The organism is Arthrobacter sp. UYCu511, from assembly GCF_040547105.1.
GTDB lineage: Bacteria > Actinomycetota > Actinomycetes > Actinomycetales > Micrococcaceae > Specibacter > Specibacter psychrochitiniphilus.
The window spans coordinates 143,956-159,716 of record NZ_JBEPPB010000011.1 but is presented as its reverse complement, the minus strand read 5'-3'; the positions used below and the strand labels follow the sequence as shown (position 1 = coordinate 159,716).

The 15,761-nt window shown below is 57.1% G+C and carries 9 protein-coding genes and 1 tRNA gene; 5 read left to right on the top strand and 5 right to left on the bottom strand.

Translation table 11 applies throughout. The annotated features are described in order from the left end of the window. The first annotated feature begins 260 nt into the window (after positions 1-260). Complete coding sequence (locus ABIB48_RS14680) at positions 261-2,138, top strand: glycoside hydrolase family 13 protein (RefSeq protein WP_354213461.1); 1,878 nt, start codon at positions 261-263, stop codon at positions 2,136-2,138. An 84-nt stretch (positions 2,139-2,222) separates the two neighbouring features. Further along, positions 2,223-3,611: an FAD-binding oxidoreductase gene (locus ABIB48_RS14675; protein WP_354213460.1), complete on the top strand. Its 1,389-nt coding sequence runs from the start codon at positions 2,223-2,225 to the stop codon at positions 3,609-3,611. A 230-nt stretch (positions 3,612-3,841) separates the two neighbouring features. On the opposite strand, the gene ABIB48_RS14670 is transcribed toward ABIB48_RS14675, so the two are convergent. The 4 genes from ABIB48_RS14670 to ABIB48_RS14655 all read right to left on the bottom strand — a co-directional run bounded on the left by ABIB48_RS14670 (position 3,842) and on the right by ABIB48_RS14655 (position 8,722). Further along, complete coding sequence (locus ABIB48_RS14670; RefSeq protein WP_354213459.1) at positions 3,842-5,209, bottom strand: DUF4032 domain-containing protein; 1,368 nt, start codon at positions 5,207-5,209, stop codon at positions 3,842-3,844. A 76-nt stretch (positions 5,210-5,285) separates the two neighbouring features. Continuing rightward, a complete protein-coding gene (locus ABIB48_RS14665) occupies positions 5,286-6,386 on the bottom strand; it encodes an ABC transporter ATP-binding protein (RefSeq protein WP_179442328.1) in 1,101 nt (366 codons plus the stop codon). 142 nt (positions 6,387-6,528) lie between these two features. Beyond that, positions 6,529-7,329: a trehalose-phosphatase gene (otsB, locus tag ABIB48_RS14660; RefSeq protein WP_354213458.1), complete on the bottom strand. Its 801-nt coding sequence runs from the start codon at positions 7,327-7,329 to the stop codon at positions 6,529-6,531. Next, entirely contained in the window at positions 7,319-8,722 is a 1,404-nt protein-coding gene (locus ABIB48_RS14655) for an alpha,alpha-trehalose-phosphate synthase (UDP-forming) (protein WP_354213464.1), read from the bottom strand. Before ABIB48_RS14655 ends, otsB begins: the two co-directional genes overlap by 11 nt. Before the next feature lie 346 nt (positions 8,723-9,068). On the opposite strand from ABIB48_RS14655, the gene ABIB48_RS14650 reads away from it, so the two are divergent. The 3 genes from ABIB48_RS14650 (at position 9,069) to ABIB48_RS14640 (ending at position 12,416) form a co-directional block, all read left to right on the top strand. After that, complete coding sequence (locus tag ABIB48_RS14650; RefSeq protein ID WP_110107846.1) at positions 9,069-9,968, top strand: DsbA family protein; 900 nt, start codon at positions 9,069-9,071, stop codon at positions 9,966-9,968. A gap of 111 nt (positions 9,969-10,079) precedes the next feature. Continuing rightward, positions 10,080-10,153 (top strand) — tRNA-Thr (locus tag ABIB48_RS14645). A 442-nt stretch (positions 10,154-10,595) separates the two neighbouring features. Further along, positions 10,596-12,416: an alpha/beta hydrolase family protein gene (locus tag ABIB48_RS14640; protein WP_354213457.1), complete on the top strand. Its 1,821-nt coding sequence runs from the start codon at positions 10,596-10,598 to the stop codon at positions 12,414-12,416. A 139-nt stretch (positions 12,417-12,555) separates the two neighbouring features. On the opposite strand, the gene ABIB48_RS14635 is transcribed toward ABIB48_RS14640, so the two are convergent. Then, a complete protein-coding gene (locus ABIB48_RS14635) occupies positions 12,556-15,723 on the bottom strand; it encodes a reverse transcriptase domain-containing protein (protein ID WP_354213456.1) in 3,168 nt (1,055 codons plus the stop codon). Between the last annotated feature and the right edge of the window lie 38 nt (positions 15,724-15,761).

Sequence of the window (15,761 nt, the reverse complement as noted above, 5' to 3'; positions counted from 1 at the left end):
GAGGATGTGGGAGAGTAGGACACCGCCGGACAACACCAAAAAGGGTAGAGGCCCCACACCACCAGGTGCGGGGCCTCCCCACCTTTAACACCACCAACACCACCAGCCGCCCCACAGGCGGCTCCACTTGTTTAACACCACAAAGACGTCCCAAAAACCGCGGAAATACGCACAGGTGCGTAATGCGCGATGTGGGTGCAGGTGTCCGTGCCCCCTCGATATATGGTGGGCGCATCGATAGCTATTGGGAAGACTGACACATGATTTCATTGACTCCGCACCACGACGGGTCCGCACTGTATGTAACAGGCGGTGGCACTCTTGGAGAACGCTGCACTTTAAGATTGCGGGTGCCCCAGAGCTGGGGTAAAGCAGAGCGCATTTGGGTTCGCAGCGTGCAGGACGCCGAGCCCCGTTACGACGAAGCCACAGTGATTGGTGAGGGCGACGGGTGGGTCTGGTGGGAAGCCAGCATGTTGCACGTGAACCCTGTGGCTCTCTACCGCTTTGTTATTCAGGTTGCTGGCAACGAGGTGGGCAACAGCGAGCAGGACGGGCCCAGCTATTGGCACCTGAATAATGCTGGCCTGCACAATCGCGACACCTCCGATTACAACGACTTCCGGGTCACCACGGCCAAGGCCGCTCCGGCATGGTCGCACGATGCCGTGATGTATCAGGTCTTCCCTGACAGGTTCGCCCGATCATCGAAAGCTGACGCGCGGCCCACCCCTGACTGGGCCGTGGCTTGTGACTGGGATACCCCGGTGCAAGGCAGTGGCCCGGACGTTGGCAGGCAGTTCTACGGCGGCGATCTGGACGGGGTCACCGGCAAGCTCGACGAGCTCGAAGCGCTGGGTGTGGATATTGTCTACCTGACACCATTCTTCCCGGGGCGCTCCAACCATCGCTATGACGCCTCCACCTTTCATGCCGTGGATCCTTTGCTCGGTGGGGATCAGGCTTTGATTAACCTGGTGGAGGCGGCTCACGCCCGTGGCATGAAGGTCATGGGCGATCTGACCTCCAATCACACCGGCGATGCTCACGAGTGGTTCAAGAGGGCGCAGGCGGACCCCAGCAATGTTGAAGCCGGCTATTACTATTTCAACGAAGACCACACCGCGTATGAATCTTGGTGGGGTGTGCAATCGCTCCCGAAACTCAACTGGGGATCAGAGGCGCTGCGGGAAGCGTTCGTCACCGGCGAGGACTCCGTGGTGGCGCATTGGCTCAAACCTCCTTTCAACCTTGACGGCTGGCGCATTGACGTCGGCAACATGACCGGAAGGCTGGGCGCTGTGAACATTAACAAGGAGGTGGCCGCGTTGATTCAGGACAGGATTCTTGGGATCAACCCGGATGCCCTGCTCCTGGGTGAGGAAACCTCCGACGCCGGCGCTGGCGTTGACGGTTTCGGCTGGCAGGGTGCCATGACTTACTCCAATTTCACCCGGCCCATCTGGCAATGGCTGGGCAACCCGAGCGCGCGCGTTGACTTTTTTGGCACCCCGCTGCCGGGCCCGCCCAAGGTAAGTGCCGACGTCGTGCTTGCCACCCATAAGGACCTCTCCAGCGCCTTCAGCTGGCCGGTGCGCAAGGCAACAATGAACGCTCTGAATACCCATGACACCGCACGAGCAGCCAGTGTCATGATTGCTGGTGGGCCGTTGGTGGCGGCCACGTTATCCATGCTGCTGCCGGGGATTGCCGTGGTTTTTGCTGGGGATGAGTACGGGCTGGAGGGGTGGAATGGTGAGGATTCGCGCACCCCGATCCCGTGGGATGAGCCGGCGCGTGTGGTGACGGATTTGCGTTCCGCCTATGCCGCGCTGGCGGCGGTGCGGCACTCCAGTGCGGCCGTGGCGGACGGTGGCATGCGGTGGTTAATGGCCGACGGCGATGTGCTGGCTTTTGTGCGGGAGTCGCCGACAGAGTCGTTGCTCGTGGTGGCTGTTCGGGCGGCGGCAGAGGTGCCTGTGGCGGACCTGGGTTTGAGTTCGGAGGATGTGCAGGCGCTGCAGGGCCCGCCAGTGATCCGGACGGGCGAAGTTGCAGCCACGGAGCAACGGTTGCATCTAGCGGGTCCTGGCGCTTATGTGTGGCGTCTAAGTGGCGTCACGGTGCCAGCTGTCTAAGCGGAGCGCTCCAACGTGTGTCCTGTGTGTATTCCTCTTAGACTGGAGGGACACACAGTTGTTTTTAGGAAGGTCTGCAAGGACATGGCAGTACAGAAGATGACCCTCAGCTCACCGTTTGCCACCGCGTTGGAGGAGGTGCTGCGGCCGGATCAAATCAGTGTCGCGGAAGAGGACTTGCAGACGTTCGCTATAGATCAGGGCCCTGTCACCGATTACCAAGAACCCCTTGCCGTGGTGTGGGCTGAAACCATTGCAGAGGTGCAGTCAGTAGTGCGGCTGGCAGCTGAGTACACGGTACCGCTGGTGACTCGAGGCGCAGGAACTGGGGTCTCGGGCGGGGCCCATGCCACTGTGGGATCTGTGGTGCTGAACCTGACCCGCATGAACAAGATTTTAGAGATTAACGCAGCCGATGAGATTGCCCGGGTGGAGCCTGGCGTCATCAACGGGGACCTGAACGCTGTAGCTGCTGAGCACGGGCTGATGTTTGCCCCGGATCCTGCCAGTTACAAGATCTCCACTATTGGTGGCAACATTGCCACGAACGCGGGCGGGCTGCGCTGCGCTAAGTACGGCGTGACCCGCGACGCCGTACTGGCGCTGGATGTTGTTTTGGCCGACGGTACTTTGATCCGGACCGGACACCGCACGTTCAAGGGTGTTGCCGGGTATGACCTCACCAGCCTTTTTGTAGGCTCTGAGGGGACCTTGGGCGTTGTGGTGGGCGCTACCGTGCGGTTGAAGTACCTGCCCACCATTGTGCGCACGCTGGCAGTGTTCTTCCCATCGGTGCAGGCTGCGGCTGCGGGCGTGCTGGCACTGGGTACGGCCCGTGTACAGCCGTGCATCCTGGAATTATTGGATGGACCGTCACTGACCGAGCTTGACTTCCGCAATGGCAGCAACCTCTCCACCCGTGGGACAGCGCTGCTATTGATTCAGTTCGACGGGTTGGCGGCTGAACAGGAAGAGGCCTTGGCAGCTACCGCTCTCGAGGCACTGGGCGGGACCATCAGCCGTGAGGACCCGGCAGAAGCCCAGCGCCTGGTTGATCTGCGCCGCAACAACCGGGGCTTGGACGTAGATGCGCAGAACCGGGTAGGCGAAGATGTAGCGGTGCCGCGCTCCCAGCTGGTCCACTACATTACGGCGCTGGAGGAAATGGCGCGGCGGCACGGCGTGGACTTGCAGGTGATTGCGCACGCTGGCGATGGTAATCTGCACCCCACATTCTCTGTGCCAACGTTTGAACCGGCCGGCATTGCCGCGTTAAACGCTGCCCTGGATGAATCCATTGACAAGGCGTTGGAACTGGGTGGGACCATCACGGGCGAACACGGGATAGGACAGTACAAGCTGCGGTGGCTGGCGTTGGAGCAGTCGGCGGAGGTACTGGCAATCCAGCGCAACATCAAGGCGCTGTTCGATCCGCAGGGCATCCTCAACCCAGGCAAAGCCATCCCGGCGTGACCCCGCACCCACGGCAGGTCCTATCCCACTAATGGCGTGTTTTTCCCGGACCCTATCCCACTAATGGCTGAAAACAACGGGACGCTGTCGCATTCACGGTTGATGATTGCGACAGCGTTCCTGTTTAAGTAGCCGTTGCTGCACTAGCGTCGACGAAAAAGTGACCATTGGTGGGATAGCGTCCGCGATAGGTGGCGGGAGCGTCTGGTGGTGGTGGTGGTGGTGGTGGGTTAGTCTTCGAAGGCGGCGTCGGGGAGGACTCCGCCTTCTAGCATTTTGATGGTGTCCGTATCGGTGCTGAGCATGATGGCGTCCTCGTCGCGGCGGTAGCGCAGGATGTTATCCACGTACGATTGCACGGCCTCGGCGAGGGGCACATTGCGTTCCTCATCCTTGGATTTAAACCAGCGGTGCTCCAATATTTCGTGAACAACCTCGGCGGGTTCTAATTTGCCGCCGAGCTCGCGCGGTATGGAGCGAACAATGGGTTCGAAGATGGTGCTGACCCAGTTGTGCGCGCTAAGTTCCTCATCCACAGCGGTTCCGGAATCTGCCCGGAAGGAGTCTATGTCGTTGAGGAGCCGGCGGGCCTGGTTCTCCTGAGCGTCAATGCCTGTCAGGCGCAGCAGACGGCGCTGGTGGTGACCGGCGTCCACCACCTTGGGTTGGAGCTGGATGGTGGAGCCGTCAGGAGTGGTTTTGATGGCGTATTCTTCCACGTCAAAGCCGAGTTCGTTGAGGCGGCGGATGCGGGCGCCCACGCGCCAGCGGTCTTCCAGCTCGAAGGATTCCTTCTCGGTGAGCTCGGCCCAGAGCCGGCGGTAGCTTTCCATGATGAGCTCGCTGGTGGCCACGGGGTCAACTTTTTCCTCAATGAGCCCACCTTCCAGCAAGTCCATCAGCTCCCCGGCAATGTTGACCCGGGCAATTTCGAGATCGTATTCGCGCTGGCCCGTGGACAGGTCAGGGTAGAGTTCACCGGTTTCGGCATCCACCAGGTACGCGGCAAAGGCTCCGGCGTCGCGGCGGAACAGCGTATTGGAGAGGGAGACATCACCCCAGTAGAAGCCCACCAGGTGCAGGCGGACCAGTAGCAGGGCCTGGGCGTCAATGAGCCGGGTGAGGGTATCGCGGCGCAGCTTCTGTGAGAACAGGGCCCGGTAGGGCAGGGAGAACTTCAGGTGCCGGGTGACGAGAACGGGATCCAGGGGCGCGCCACTGGGTGTGGTGCGTCCGCTGATGACGGCAACAGGTTCCACGCAGGGCACATCCAGGCGGGCCAGCTTGCGCAGCATGTGGTATTCGTGGCGGGCCACGTGTTCGGAGGTTTCCTTGATGGCAATGACTGAGCCATCCAAATGGGCGAAGCGGACCACGTGCCGCGAGATGCCGCGGGGGAGTGCGGCAAGGTTCGCGGCCGGCCATTCCTCCAAGCGAATGTGCCAGGGCAGATCGAGCAGGCCCGGATCGGCGCTGGCAGCCGTGATATTCAAGGAGCCCATGACAGGCACGGGAGGTGTGCTCATACGGGGTAGCTTGCCACGCTGGTCAAAGTCGGTGGGCTCGTGGTTCCACTTGGCGCCTGGTTGTTCAGTCATGGATCAAATTCTCTCTTAAAAGGTGAGGCGCGGTTGCCTGCTGGAAATCCAACAGGCAACCGCGCCTCAAGAACTACTAGTCGCGCGAGATGGCCTTGTCGCCCAAGCGGGCGCCTGAGGTTGCATCGAAGAGGTGCACGTGGCCAACCTGCGGGCGGACGTGGATGGTATCGCCCTTCATCGGTGGGCGGCGACCGTCAACACGGACCACCATGTCACGCTCGTTGCCGTCGATGATGGCGTGTCCGTAAACGTAAGCATCGGCACCGAGTTCCTCGACGACGTCGGCCTCAACAGCCAAGCCTTCACCGGCGCCAACAATCTCGAGGTCTTCGGGACGGACACCCACGGTGACCGTGTTGCCTGCGGCTTCACCCAAAACGGCGCTCTGTACGGGGTAAATTGATCCACCGAACTTCACACCGCCGTCAACAACGGGCAGTTCCAGCAGGTTCATGGCGGGGGAGCCAATGAAGCCGGCAACAAACACGTTCTGCGGGGCATCGTAGAGGTTGCGCGGGGTATCAACCTGCATGAGCAAGCCGTCCTTGAGCACTGCAACGCGGTCACCCATGGTCATGGCCTCAACCTGATCGTGGGTCACGTAGACGGTGGTGACGCCCAGGCGGCGGGTCAAGGATGCGATCTGCGTACGGGTCTGCACGCGGAGCTTGGCATCCAAGTTGGAGAGGGGCTCATCCATGAGGAATACCTGCGGGTTACGCACAATGGCGCGGCCCATGGCAACACGCTGACGCTGACCACCGGAGAGGGCCTTCGGCTTGCGGTCCAGGTAGGCCTCAAGGTCAAGGAGCTTGGCGGCTTCCAGAACACGCTTGGCGCGCTCTTCCTTGGAAATGCCGGCAATCTTCAGGGCGAAGCCCATGTTATCTGCCACGGACATGTGCGGGTAAAGAGCATAGTTCTGGAAAACCATGGCAATGTCGCGGTCCTTCGGCGGAACGTCAGTGACGTCGCGGTCGCCAATGAGGATGCGGCCTGCGTTGACGTCTTCCAAGCCGGCGAGCATGCGCAGCGAGGTGGACTTGCCACAGCCCGAGGGGCCAACGAGTACGAGGAATTCGCCATCGGCGATGTCAATGTTGAGCTTGTCAACGGCGGGCTTGGTGGTGCCCGGGTAAATGCGTGTTGCGTTATCAAAAGTTACTGTAGCCACAGTGATAAATCCCTTCATCGGCAGGTACGTGCCGAACGATCCTCAAGTGAATGGTTGTTTCATGCACAATCCGCACACTACCGAAGCAGCGAGCGGACTGATCTATGAAGTATGACACATTTTAGTTATGGCTGGGGTCACGTTAAGGACTCAGGTAGGCCGTGCGCTCTGCGAGCAGCAGCTCCAAAACGTCCGGGAGTGAGGCCGGGGTCGCTATGCGAAATTGGGCCTGTGTGTTGCCGGGGCCTACCTTGATGCCCAAATCGCCGGGGCGCAGGGCGGCAAAGGCGTGCTCGTCAGTGACGTCATCCCCCGCAAAGAAGATGGCGGTGGCACCGGTTTCTTGGCGCAGCAGGGCCAGGCTTTGGCCCTTGTTGGCGTTGATGACGGAAATTTCCAAGACCATTTTGCCGTGGCTCAAGTGCAGGGACGGAGTGTGCGCCAGTTCCGCCATGAGGCGTTCGACGCCGGCCCGTGCCGCGGCTTCTTCGGCCAGCCGGTAGTGCAGAACCACCCCGGCTGGCTTATTCTCCGCGAGCGTGCCCGGGATGCGGCTAATTTCCCGGGCGACGGCGGCGCGGGCCGTTTCCAGCGCGGATTCCTGTTCCGCTGTCAGGGACACGGCGGGGGAGTCTGGGCCCAGCCAGGTCTCAGCGCCGTGGCTGCCTACCAACAGTGTCCTCTGCGGTGGGGTGGCGACCAGCCGCAAACTGGCCAATGCGCGCCCGGAGACCAGGGCCGTCGTCGTGCGGGGCAGTGCGGCGAAGGCGGCCAAGGCTGCGGCGGAGCGGGGGAGTGGGCGGGCATCTTGTGCACGGTCCACGAGCGGGGACATGGTGCCGTCAAAGTCCAGAGCTAACAGTAACTCTGGGGTGCGGGCCAGGGTCTGCAGTGCGGCCCGCAGTTCTGCCGTGATACCAAGTGAGGGGATATCAGCTGTCATCACGGACGGCCTTCTGCGCCAGTGTGGAGAGGAAATCCTCGCTCCAGCGCTGGACATCGTGGGCGAGGATTTGCCGGCGCATGGCACGCATGCGACGGCTGGATTCGGCCTTGGGCAGGTTAATGGCGCGCAGGATGGCAGCTTTGAGGCCGTCAATGTCATGTGGATTGATCAGGAGGGCCTGCTTGAGCTGATCGGCTGCGCCGGTGAACTCGCTCAGCACCAGGGCCCCGCTGTTATCGTTGCGGGCCGCAACATACTCCTTGGCCACTAGGTTCATGCCATCGCGCAGGGCGGTGACCAGCATGACGTCTGCGGCGAGGTAGAGGGCCACCATTTCCTCCACAGGGTAGCTGTGGTGCAAATAGCGGATGGCCGTGTTTTGGATGGTGTCATGCTGGCCATTGATGCGGCCCACCATGCCTTCAACATCTTCGCGCAACTGCTTGTAGGTTTCTACGCGCTCACGGCTGGGGCTGGCCACCTGGATGAGGGCGGCGTCTTCTACTTGGACAGTGCCGTCATCGAGGAGCTCGCCGTAGGCCTTGAGTCGGTGAGTGATGCCCTTGGTGTAGTCCAGCCGGTCCACGCCCAGAAGCACTGTTGTGGGGTTGCCCAAATCCTCGCGGATCTGCTTGGCGCGGGCAATGACGTCCGGGTTCTTGGCAAGCTGCTGGATCTGGGCCACATCAATGGAGATAGGGAACGGTTCGGCGCGGGAGATGTGGGTGAAGTGGCCGGAGGTGTCATTGACGTGGACCTGCCGGGCCTTGACGCCGGCGCCGAGGAAGCGGCGGGCCGAGCGCAGGAAGTTAGCGGTGTCATTGGGGCGTTGGAAACCGAGCAGATCTGCGCCGAGCAGGCCCTCCAAGATTGCCTTGCGCCAAGGCATCTGGGCAAAAATCTCCGGTGATGGGAAAGGGATGTGGTTGAAGAAGCCGATCCTCAGGTCCGGGCGCAGTGTGCGCAAGTACTGGGGGACCAGTTGGAGCTGGTAATCCTGCACCCAGACGGTGGCGTTGGGTGCAGCTGCGCTCGCAGCAGCTTCGGCGAAGCGCCTGTTGACTACCTGGTAGGTATCCCACCAGGTTCGGTGGAACTCGGGGGTGGCAATTACGTCATGGTAGAGCGGCCAAAGGGTGGAGTTGGAGAAGCCTTCGTAATAGAGCTCCACCTCGTCCTCGGAGAGGGGGACAGGGAACAGGTCCATGTTGTCGTGGTGGAACGGTGCCAAGGTCTCATCCGCAGCGCCATGCCAGCCGATCCACGCACCTTCGCGGGTAGCCATGACGGGAGCTAAAGCGGTGACGAGCCCGCCGGGGGAACGCCGCCAGCCGTCGTCCGACTCTTCTTGCGGAACCCTGTCCACGGGGAGGCGGTTGGAGACAACGATGAAGTCTGAGCTGCCGGGCTGGGCAACGGGGTGGGCTGGCTCAGCGGTGGCCTTAGCGGTGGTCTTAGCGGGCTTGGCGGACGATTCTTGTGACACGAACAACTCCCAATAATTGGTCCCTCGGTTTCTACCAGCTTATCGTGTAGGGGTTTGGGGCAGTCATGAACAGTGTTTTTCGGGTGGGTTTGGGGTGCTGGTGAGGAGCTTTCGGGAAAGTTTCGGGAAGCTTTCGGGAAGCTTTCGGGGAGCGAGGGCAGTTTTCGGTCTTCTCCAAGGTTTGTCCCATAGGATGATCCGTATCTAGCCGTACCACGGCCTTTTTTCATGCCCAAAGACTTGAGGAAATATGAGCTCCAAAAACGAACCGCGGTTGAGCAAAGCAGAGCGCACAGCACAGGCCCGCGAGCAGGCAAAGGTTATTCGCGATGCCCAAATTAAGGCGGAAAAGCGCAAGGGCTGGCTGATCCGTGGGGGTGTTTTGGCGGCGGCCGTGGTGATCATAGTGATCATTGCGCTGGTGGTCATCAACACTCAGAAGGCTAATGAGCCGGTAGCGGATAGCGGGCCGGTGGCGGCGAATATGAACGCCTATGGCGGCATCACGCTCGGTAAAGGTGACACCGTAGTTGCCCCCACCACCACGGAAAAAACCGTAGACGTCAACAACTTGGGCGCGGCTCCCACGGCTCCAGCAGAGAAGGCATTTGATCTGGACAAGATTGGTATTGAGGCATCTGCGACCGGCAAGCCGGTCCAGACCGTGGTTTACCTAGACTTCCTGTGCCCGGTCTGCAATCAGTTTGAAAAGACGTACGGCGAAAAGCTGGACACGTTGCGCAACGACGGCAAAATCACTGTTGAGTACCGTCCGCTGGGTTTCTTGGACCGTCTCTCCTCCGGTACAAACTACTCCTCGCGTTCAGGAGCAGCTGCAGCATGCGTTGCTGACACCTCACCGACTAGCTACAAGAAGTACTTGGACATTCTCTTTGTCAACCAGCCTGCTGAGAACAGCAAAGGCTTGGATAATGCGACGCTGAAGAAGTACGCAACCGAGGTAGGAGCCGCTGACATCAGCTCCTGCGTGGATGCGAAAACCTTCCGCCCGTTCATGGCCAACACCACGGGATTGACCTCCGTTCACGGCATCAATGGCACACCCACGGTGTTCATGGATGGCCAGCAGTGGCAGACCCCGGAAACCTTCGATGACTTCATGACGCGGATTCTGGCTGCGAAGAAGTAAGTTCTTTTGCCGGTGAAAACCGGCCCTTCTCTGCGGCATTACTGCAGGGGAGGGCCGGTTTTCTTTTTTCTGAAGCGGTACGGTAGCCTTGTCTAGCGCTTGATTGCGTTTGCCTCCTTAGCTCAGCTGGCCAGAGCACCGCTCTTGTAAAGCGGGGGTCGTCGGTTCGAATCCGACAGGGGGCCCAGAAAGCCCGGATTTACAGGGATTTTGGAAGTTGAGAATGGCCCCGAAAGGGGCCATTCGTCCTTAACTCTCCATAAACTCTCCACTTTCGTTATTTGCCGCTAGTTTCCGCTGTTTTGGAGGGTCTTCAGGCGGCTCAGTTTGCTCTGAAAATGGAGACTTGTCAGCCTTCGGTGATGGGACTGCGGCGGCTGATTCCGGGACGGGTGGGTCCGATTGTGATGCTTGTTCATCACCTGTTTGGGTCTGGTCATGCGTTGGTCGCGCTTTGCGTTGCGGCTTGAAGGCGTCAACGACGGCCCTGGTATCCAAAGCCCCTCGGCGTTCTTCGCCGAAACCAGTGAAGTACGCCAGGAAATACGCTAGGGATCGCTATACTGACCCGGAAGCTTAGGGGATTCACTCGCGAATGCCCAAGAGGCCGCGATGAATGGAGCTTTCTTGTCAAACGAACCGATCTTACTGTTCTTGCACGGTGTTGGGGACGGGGATCCTCACGACAAATGGCTGGGCCACCTATCCGAGTCACTTGACCGTCTTGGATACACCGAGCTGGACAAAGTCAAGGTAATTGCGCCGAAGTACTCACACGCGCTTAGAGGTTTCGATGACAACGATGCACTCCCCGATATGACGATCAAACTGCCTGTCCGTGAGGCTGCTAAGCAGAATCGCAGGGACTTTGAACGCCGTATGGGTGCTGTGGAGTTCCGGTTGGGGCGTTCGAATAGTGGGTCAGGCTGGGGCGGCGCTGACACGGTCGTCAATGCGGCTATTGGGCTGTCCCCGTTCAGGGCAGCGAAAAACTATATGAGTACTCCGCAGATTCGCGCACTGGTTTTGAACCGGATACTCGGGCAGCTCCCCAGGGAAGGGCGGTTAGTGATCATTGGGCACAGCTTGGGCTCCGTAATCGCTGCTGACTTGGTGCGCCGCCTGCCCGTTGGTCTTGATGTTGCTGGCATGGTGACCATTGGCAGCCCCTTGGCCAATGGAAATTGCGACGACGGCAAGCTGCGGAATGATTTGAAAGATCCCCCTGCAAACCTAGGCTGGTGGTTGAATTTCTGGAATGCCCTTGACCCGGTAGCGGCCCACCGTGGGGTTTCATCCGTGTTCCCTTGGATGGTCGATTTCCGCATTGCAACCAAGGTGGATACTCACGTTCACGACGCGGAGCAATACCTCTCCAACCGGACGGTGGGGGAAGCAGTCGGATTCGGTCTTTTCGGTTCGCTCGGGCGGGAAGTCGAGTTCTTTGACAAGGGCTTCGATATTCCTTTGGATATGGGGGAGCAGTATGCTCTGGCGGCCTTGCGCTACTCGTATCTGATAAATGCGAGGCTATCTGGCGAAATTAAGGACCGTCATACCGGTGCGCTCAGAGCAGTGCAGGCGACCACAGTCGACCGCATTAGGACACGCAACAGAGGTGAAAATCTGCCTATGCCTGCGCTTGTTGCACGCCTCGCCTTTGATGCGTCCGAGCCGACCTCGGCCGTGCCCGAGCCGCTCCCTAGTAAGCACATGGGAAAGGAAGATGCCGTGGCGCTATTGACCTCTTTGGCGGTGGAGAACATTATCCAGCCGTTTGAAATCTCAATCCCGAAAGATAAGAAAGAGAAAATAGACAAGCGGGAAGCAGCCATGATGGATTTGGCAGCTGAAATGGGGTTGGGAAACAAGTACGGTTCTGATGTATTTGCTGCTGTGAAACTTGCGCACGAGACACTCAGCGATGGTCGTCCTGTGAACTGGGTTAGGTGGGTTGTTCTTGGCGCCGGAGCAGCCGCATTGGTGGTCGTGACCGGTGGACTAGTGCTTGCTCCCGCCGCTGGTCTGGCTGGTGCCGCGGCGATCACTAGTGCTCTCGCGAGTTTTGGACCCGGAGGTATGATCGGTGGCCTCTTGACTGCGGGCACACTGGCGACTGCTGGTGGTGGCGGCATTGCATTTAGCCTCGCCAGCTCGGGGACCAGCGCAGAAACTCTCGAAGCCGTTGTTGAGCGTCAGCTTGCCACGGCAATTCTGCGTAAGCTCCAAAACCTTGAACCAAATCCCCTGATCTGGAGCACTCTTGTTCAGATCGAGAGCGAAGTGCGCCGTCAGCATGAACGGCTGGACGAGTTCTCCGACGAGACCGGCCCGGCACTCACCGAGCTGAAACGAAAGATCGTGGCAGTTGAGCGGGCACTGGCCTACCTACGAGAGAACGGACTTGAACCAGTTGTTGTTTTCAGTGATGCGGTTGTACTGGTCTAGCGGGGACACGCCGCAACGTAGCCCTGCCTGTTTGCACGTTCACCCTAAATGTGACTGAGCACCAAGCTGGCGGAGACAGTACTTACGGCGCGCCCCTCAGCGTCATGGTTAAACCGTGAGTCTGGAGCCCTGAGGCCCCTCATAGCTTTGGAGTCGTTCGGCGGCGGGGATCGAGTTTGAATCCGTCGGGTAGCGGCTTAAATTGACCAGGAATGGGCCCAACTTGTGCCTGAAAGGTTCGAAGCGCAGCCGTGTCTATCTCGGCCAGCACGAAATAGTCGTTCAGTCCACCGCGGACCCTGGCTATATCACGCTGATAGTCCTTCGCCATTGGGGCTCGGACACGGCTATCACCGTACATGCGGTTGTTCACCTGTATGACAAACGCATGCATATCTAATGCCGCAGACTCAATAAGGGCATTAAATGTATTCAAGTCTCTATTCCATTCAGGAACTATTAAGAAGTCCACTTTACCTCTTAATGAGGCGCGGTATTCAATATTTGTTAGTTCGCTGCATATCAAAAAAGCAAGCCAGTGAGGACCGTGCTTAATAAGCGGAGGTTTATCCCACTTGGTTCGTGGCCTCAATGATAGTGGGTGAGCAGGTCGGGTTTGAAGGTCAATGCGCTCGTTGGGGGCGGGGTGTTGTTTGTCTTGTGAATAAAGGACAGATGACCGAAAGCCAAAAATGTCCGTAACAAATGAAGCCCATATCTGATTATGAACAAAGCCGCCATCAGCGTGAATGTACTCAACACCAGAAATAAAACTAATACCAAGGGACGTCAATTTCTTCGCTATACCAATAAACCAGGAGGCAGGCAAGGCGACTTCAGGGAAAACGATGTAATCCGGACGCGTCGGCTTAGCCAATATCTCGTTTATCAAGTGGGCTACTCGATACAACCTATCTCTGGACAGATTCGGTTTATTATGTAGCGACGAAAGCCAAGACTGTTCCTCAATTTTCAGCATGGTCACTGCAATGCGAGGCTTCGGAATATCATGACTGGACCGTAAATGTGGCGTATTAGCCAATGTGTTGGGGATCTCAAATGTAAACTGATCATCCTCACCAGATTTTACAATACCTGGCAAGTCTCTGTTATTTAGAGTGTACCCACGTGTAGCGAACATCCAATTCGAAATGTCCCCGGCGGTGTCACATTCGTTAGTGTCATCTTTAAGGCTTCCGACGGGTGACAAAAATTTGGTTAGAGAGAAGACTTCCATCGAGCTAAGCGGTCGAGTGGGAAAAAGTAGTGCAGGACATTGCGGCAGTACAGCAGGGGGAACTGTGGCTATTTGGGAGAAGCCTTCTATTGCTTTCAATAGCGTTTTTAATGCATCGACTAAGTCGGCAGGGAGAAGCTCGTCGCTAATTCGAGTGATAACCTCGGAATCCACGTCAATTCCGAATCCAGAACCAAAGGGATTTATCTCGTGAGGAAATAATGCCATACGGAAAGGTGTATATGCCAAATCGTGCCAGAAAAACAACCTGTAACTGGAGGATGAAATAGAATAGTTTTGATCTATTGTCGACAGCCTTTTAGAGAAGCTGTCCAGCGACTTGTCGACGTGGTCTTTATATGCCGCGGGTATCTCTCCGGGTGCTGTTGTCAGCACTGATTCTTTAACAATGAGATACATCCTTTCTCCCCAAGAAGTTTCTACAAGACTTGGAAGAACAGCTGACTCAGCAAGCGACTTAACGCTAAATGAACAATTTTCGATAATTTCGTTATATACATGGAGAAGCCTCTCGACGAGACTAAGAAATTCATCCCAGTCTGAGCAGTGGATGGCCAGCTTTAGAATTCTATGTATATATACGTCCATGTCAAGTGCTGTCTGAGGAGTCAGTATGTGGTTGCGAACAGACTGATAAAACGCCCGTCGATGAGATTGCCAACTATTCGGGTCCAAGTCTCGCGCGTATGCCTCGAAATCTCTAAGTGTCAGCGCAAACATTGCTCGACTAGCGGTGACTCGTTCAGTGGAACGTAGGGAATCTGCTGGGACTCCATCACGCCGGAGTGCCCTTGCGATATTCGATCCAATATCCTTCGGATCCTCAGGCAATATTGGAAGTGATCGCCATTCGCTCGACCGCTCGGCAATGGTAGTTTGAAGTGACTGCATAAGGCTCCGGCCAGTCTCACCATGCATAAAGAGAACACGATTCTTCTCATTTCCAAACGAAATTGAATCTGAACCGAGATAACTTGCGCAGAACACCCACTTTTCACCAACATTACTTAATTCAACACGAGGTGATGCGTCGGCATTACCGTTTTCTGTATTGTCGACCGTACCGGGTGCATGGTTGAAAAGACCTGCCATCCAATTCCAAACATCGTTTCCTGTTTTGAAATCTTGAACGCTCGGCATTACTATGATGATATCGTCAACATACCGCCCATAATAATATGGTCGTATTGTTTCTCTAATCGCGCGGTCGAAGCCAGTCATAGCGAGGTTGGCGACAAGGGCGCTAGCCGGCAGGCCTAAGGGAAGCCCGCTGACCTCTTGTCCGAGCAGACTACCCATGTGCCTTCGCCAAGACGTCAGTGATTTGACAAATATGGCGTGTAATTTTTGATCTATTTCATCCTTGTTTATATCGATCGTATCGAAGAAATCGTCATTTTCTAAAAATTCTGGAGATATCGAGGGGAAGAAATCGGTCGCATCGGCGGTTACGGTGATGATTCGCTCATCAGCTTCAAGTGACTTTATCATTGCGTTGAAACCATCATTCTGCCAGTTGCGATATGGAATCAGATATGGTTGATAGCTGCCACTGGAGTACCAGTTATATTCGTTGTTATGCTTTCTTCTGAGCCGGTGTCCTTTTACGTTTTCTTCGGGCAGCTCTGCGTCCAGTATCGAACCAACACCTCCGATCCAAAGGGCGCTTATTACATGCATGTCTATGCTGCACCGAGAAATTAATCGAAATTCAGCCTTCAAATTATTCTTTTGAGAGTTTTTTTGACTTTCCCATGCTTCGTCCGGCGAGACGTGCATCGTATTATTGGAGTTAGTGTTTGTAGGAGTTTCTCTCAAGGTTTTTGGGATAATGCCATACATTCCTAGATATTTAGGCTCGTCAACCCATGAAGTGTCATTACTGTTTAGTCTTTTTAGGAGAGAAGTTAGATTTTTATCGAGTTCTGTTTCGTAATGTAGAAGATCAAATGAGCGTGAATCATTTGAATAATGAAGGTCAACCTTGGCTTTGCGATAGGCCAATGCTAACTGTTCTAGAGTGTATTTATTTGCTGTTGATTTCATCATTGAGGGACTCCGGGGGCTTACGAGGATACGGTCTGGGT

Excerpts from the sequence above, each read along its gene's own strand:
- otsB (WP_354213458.1), bottom strand. The coding sequence starts at position 7,329 with ATGACAGCTGATATCCCCTCACTTGGTATCACGGCAGAACTGCGGGCC.
- ABIB48_RS14680 (WP_354213461.1), top strand. The coding sequence starts at position 261 with ATGATTTCATTGACTCCGCACCACGACGGGTCCGCACTGTATGTAACA.
- ABIB48_RS14675 (WP_354213460.1), top strand. The coding sequence starts at position 2,223 with ATGGCAGTACAGAAGATGACCCTCAGCTCACCGTTTGCCACCGCGTTG.
- ABIB48_RS14635 (WP_354213456.1), bottom strand. The coding sequence starts at position 15,723 with ATGATGAAATCAACAGCAAATAAATACACTCTAGAACAGTTAGCATTG.
- ABIB48_RS14650 (WP_110107846.1), top strand. The coding sequence starts at position 9,069 with ATGAGCTCCAAAAACGAACCGCGGTTGAGCAAAGCAGAGCGCACAGCA.
- ABIB48_RS14670 (WP_354213459.1), bottom strand. The coding sequence starts at position 5,209 with ATGACTGAACAACCAGGCGCCAAGTGGAACCACGAGCCCACCGACTTT.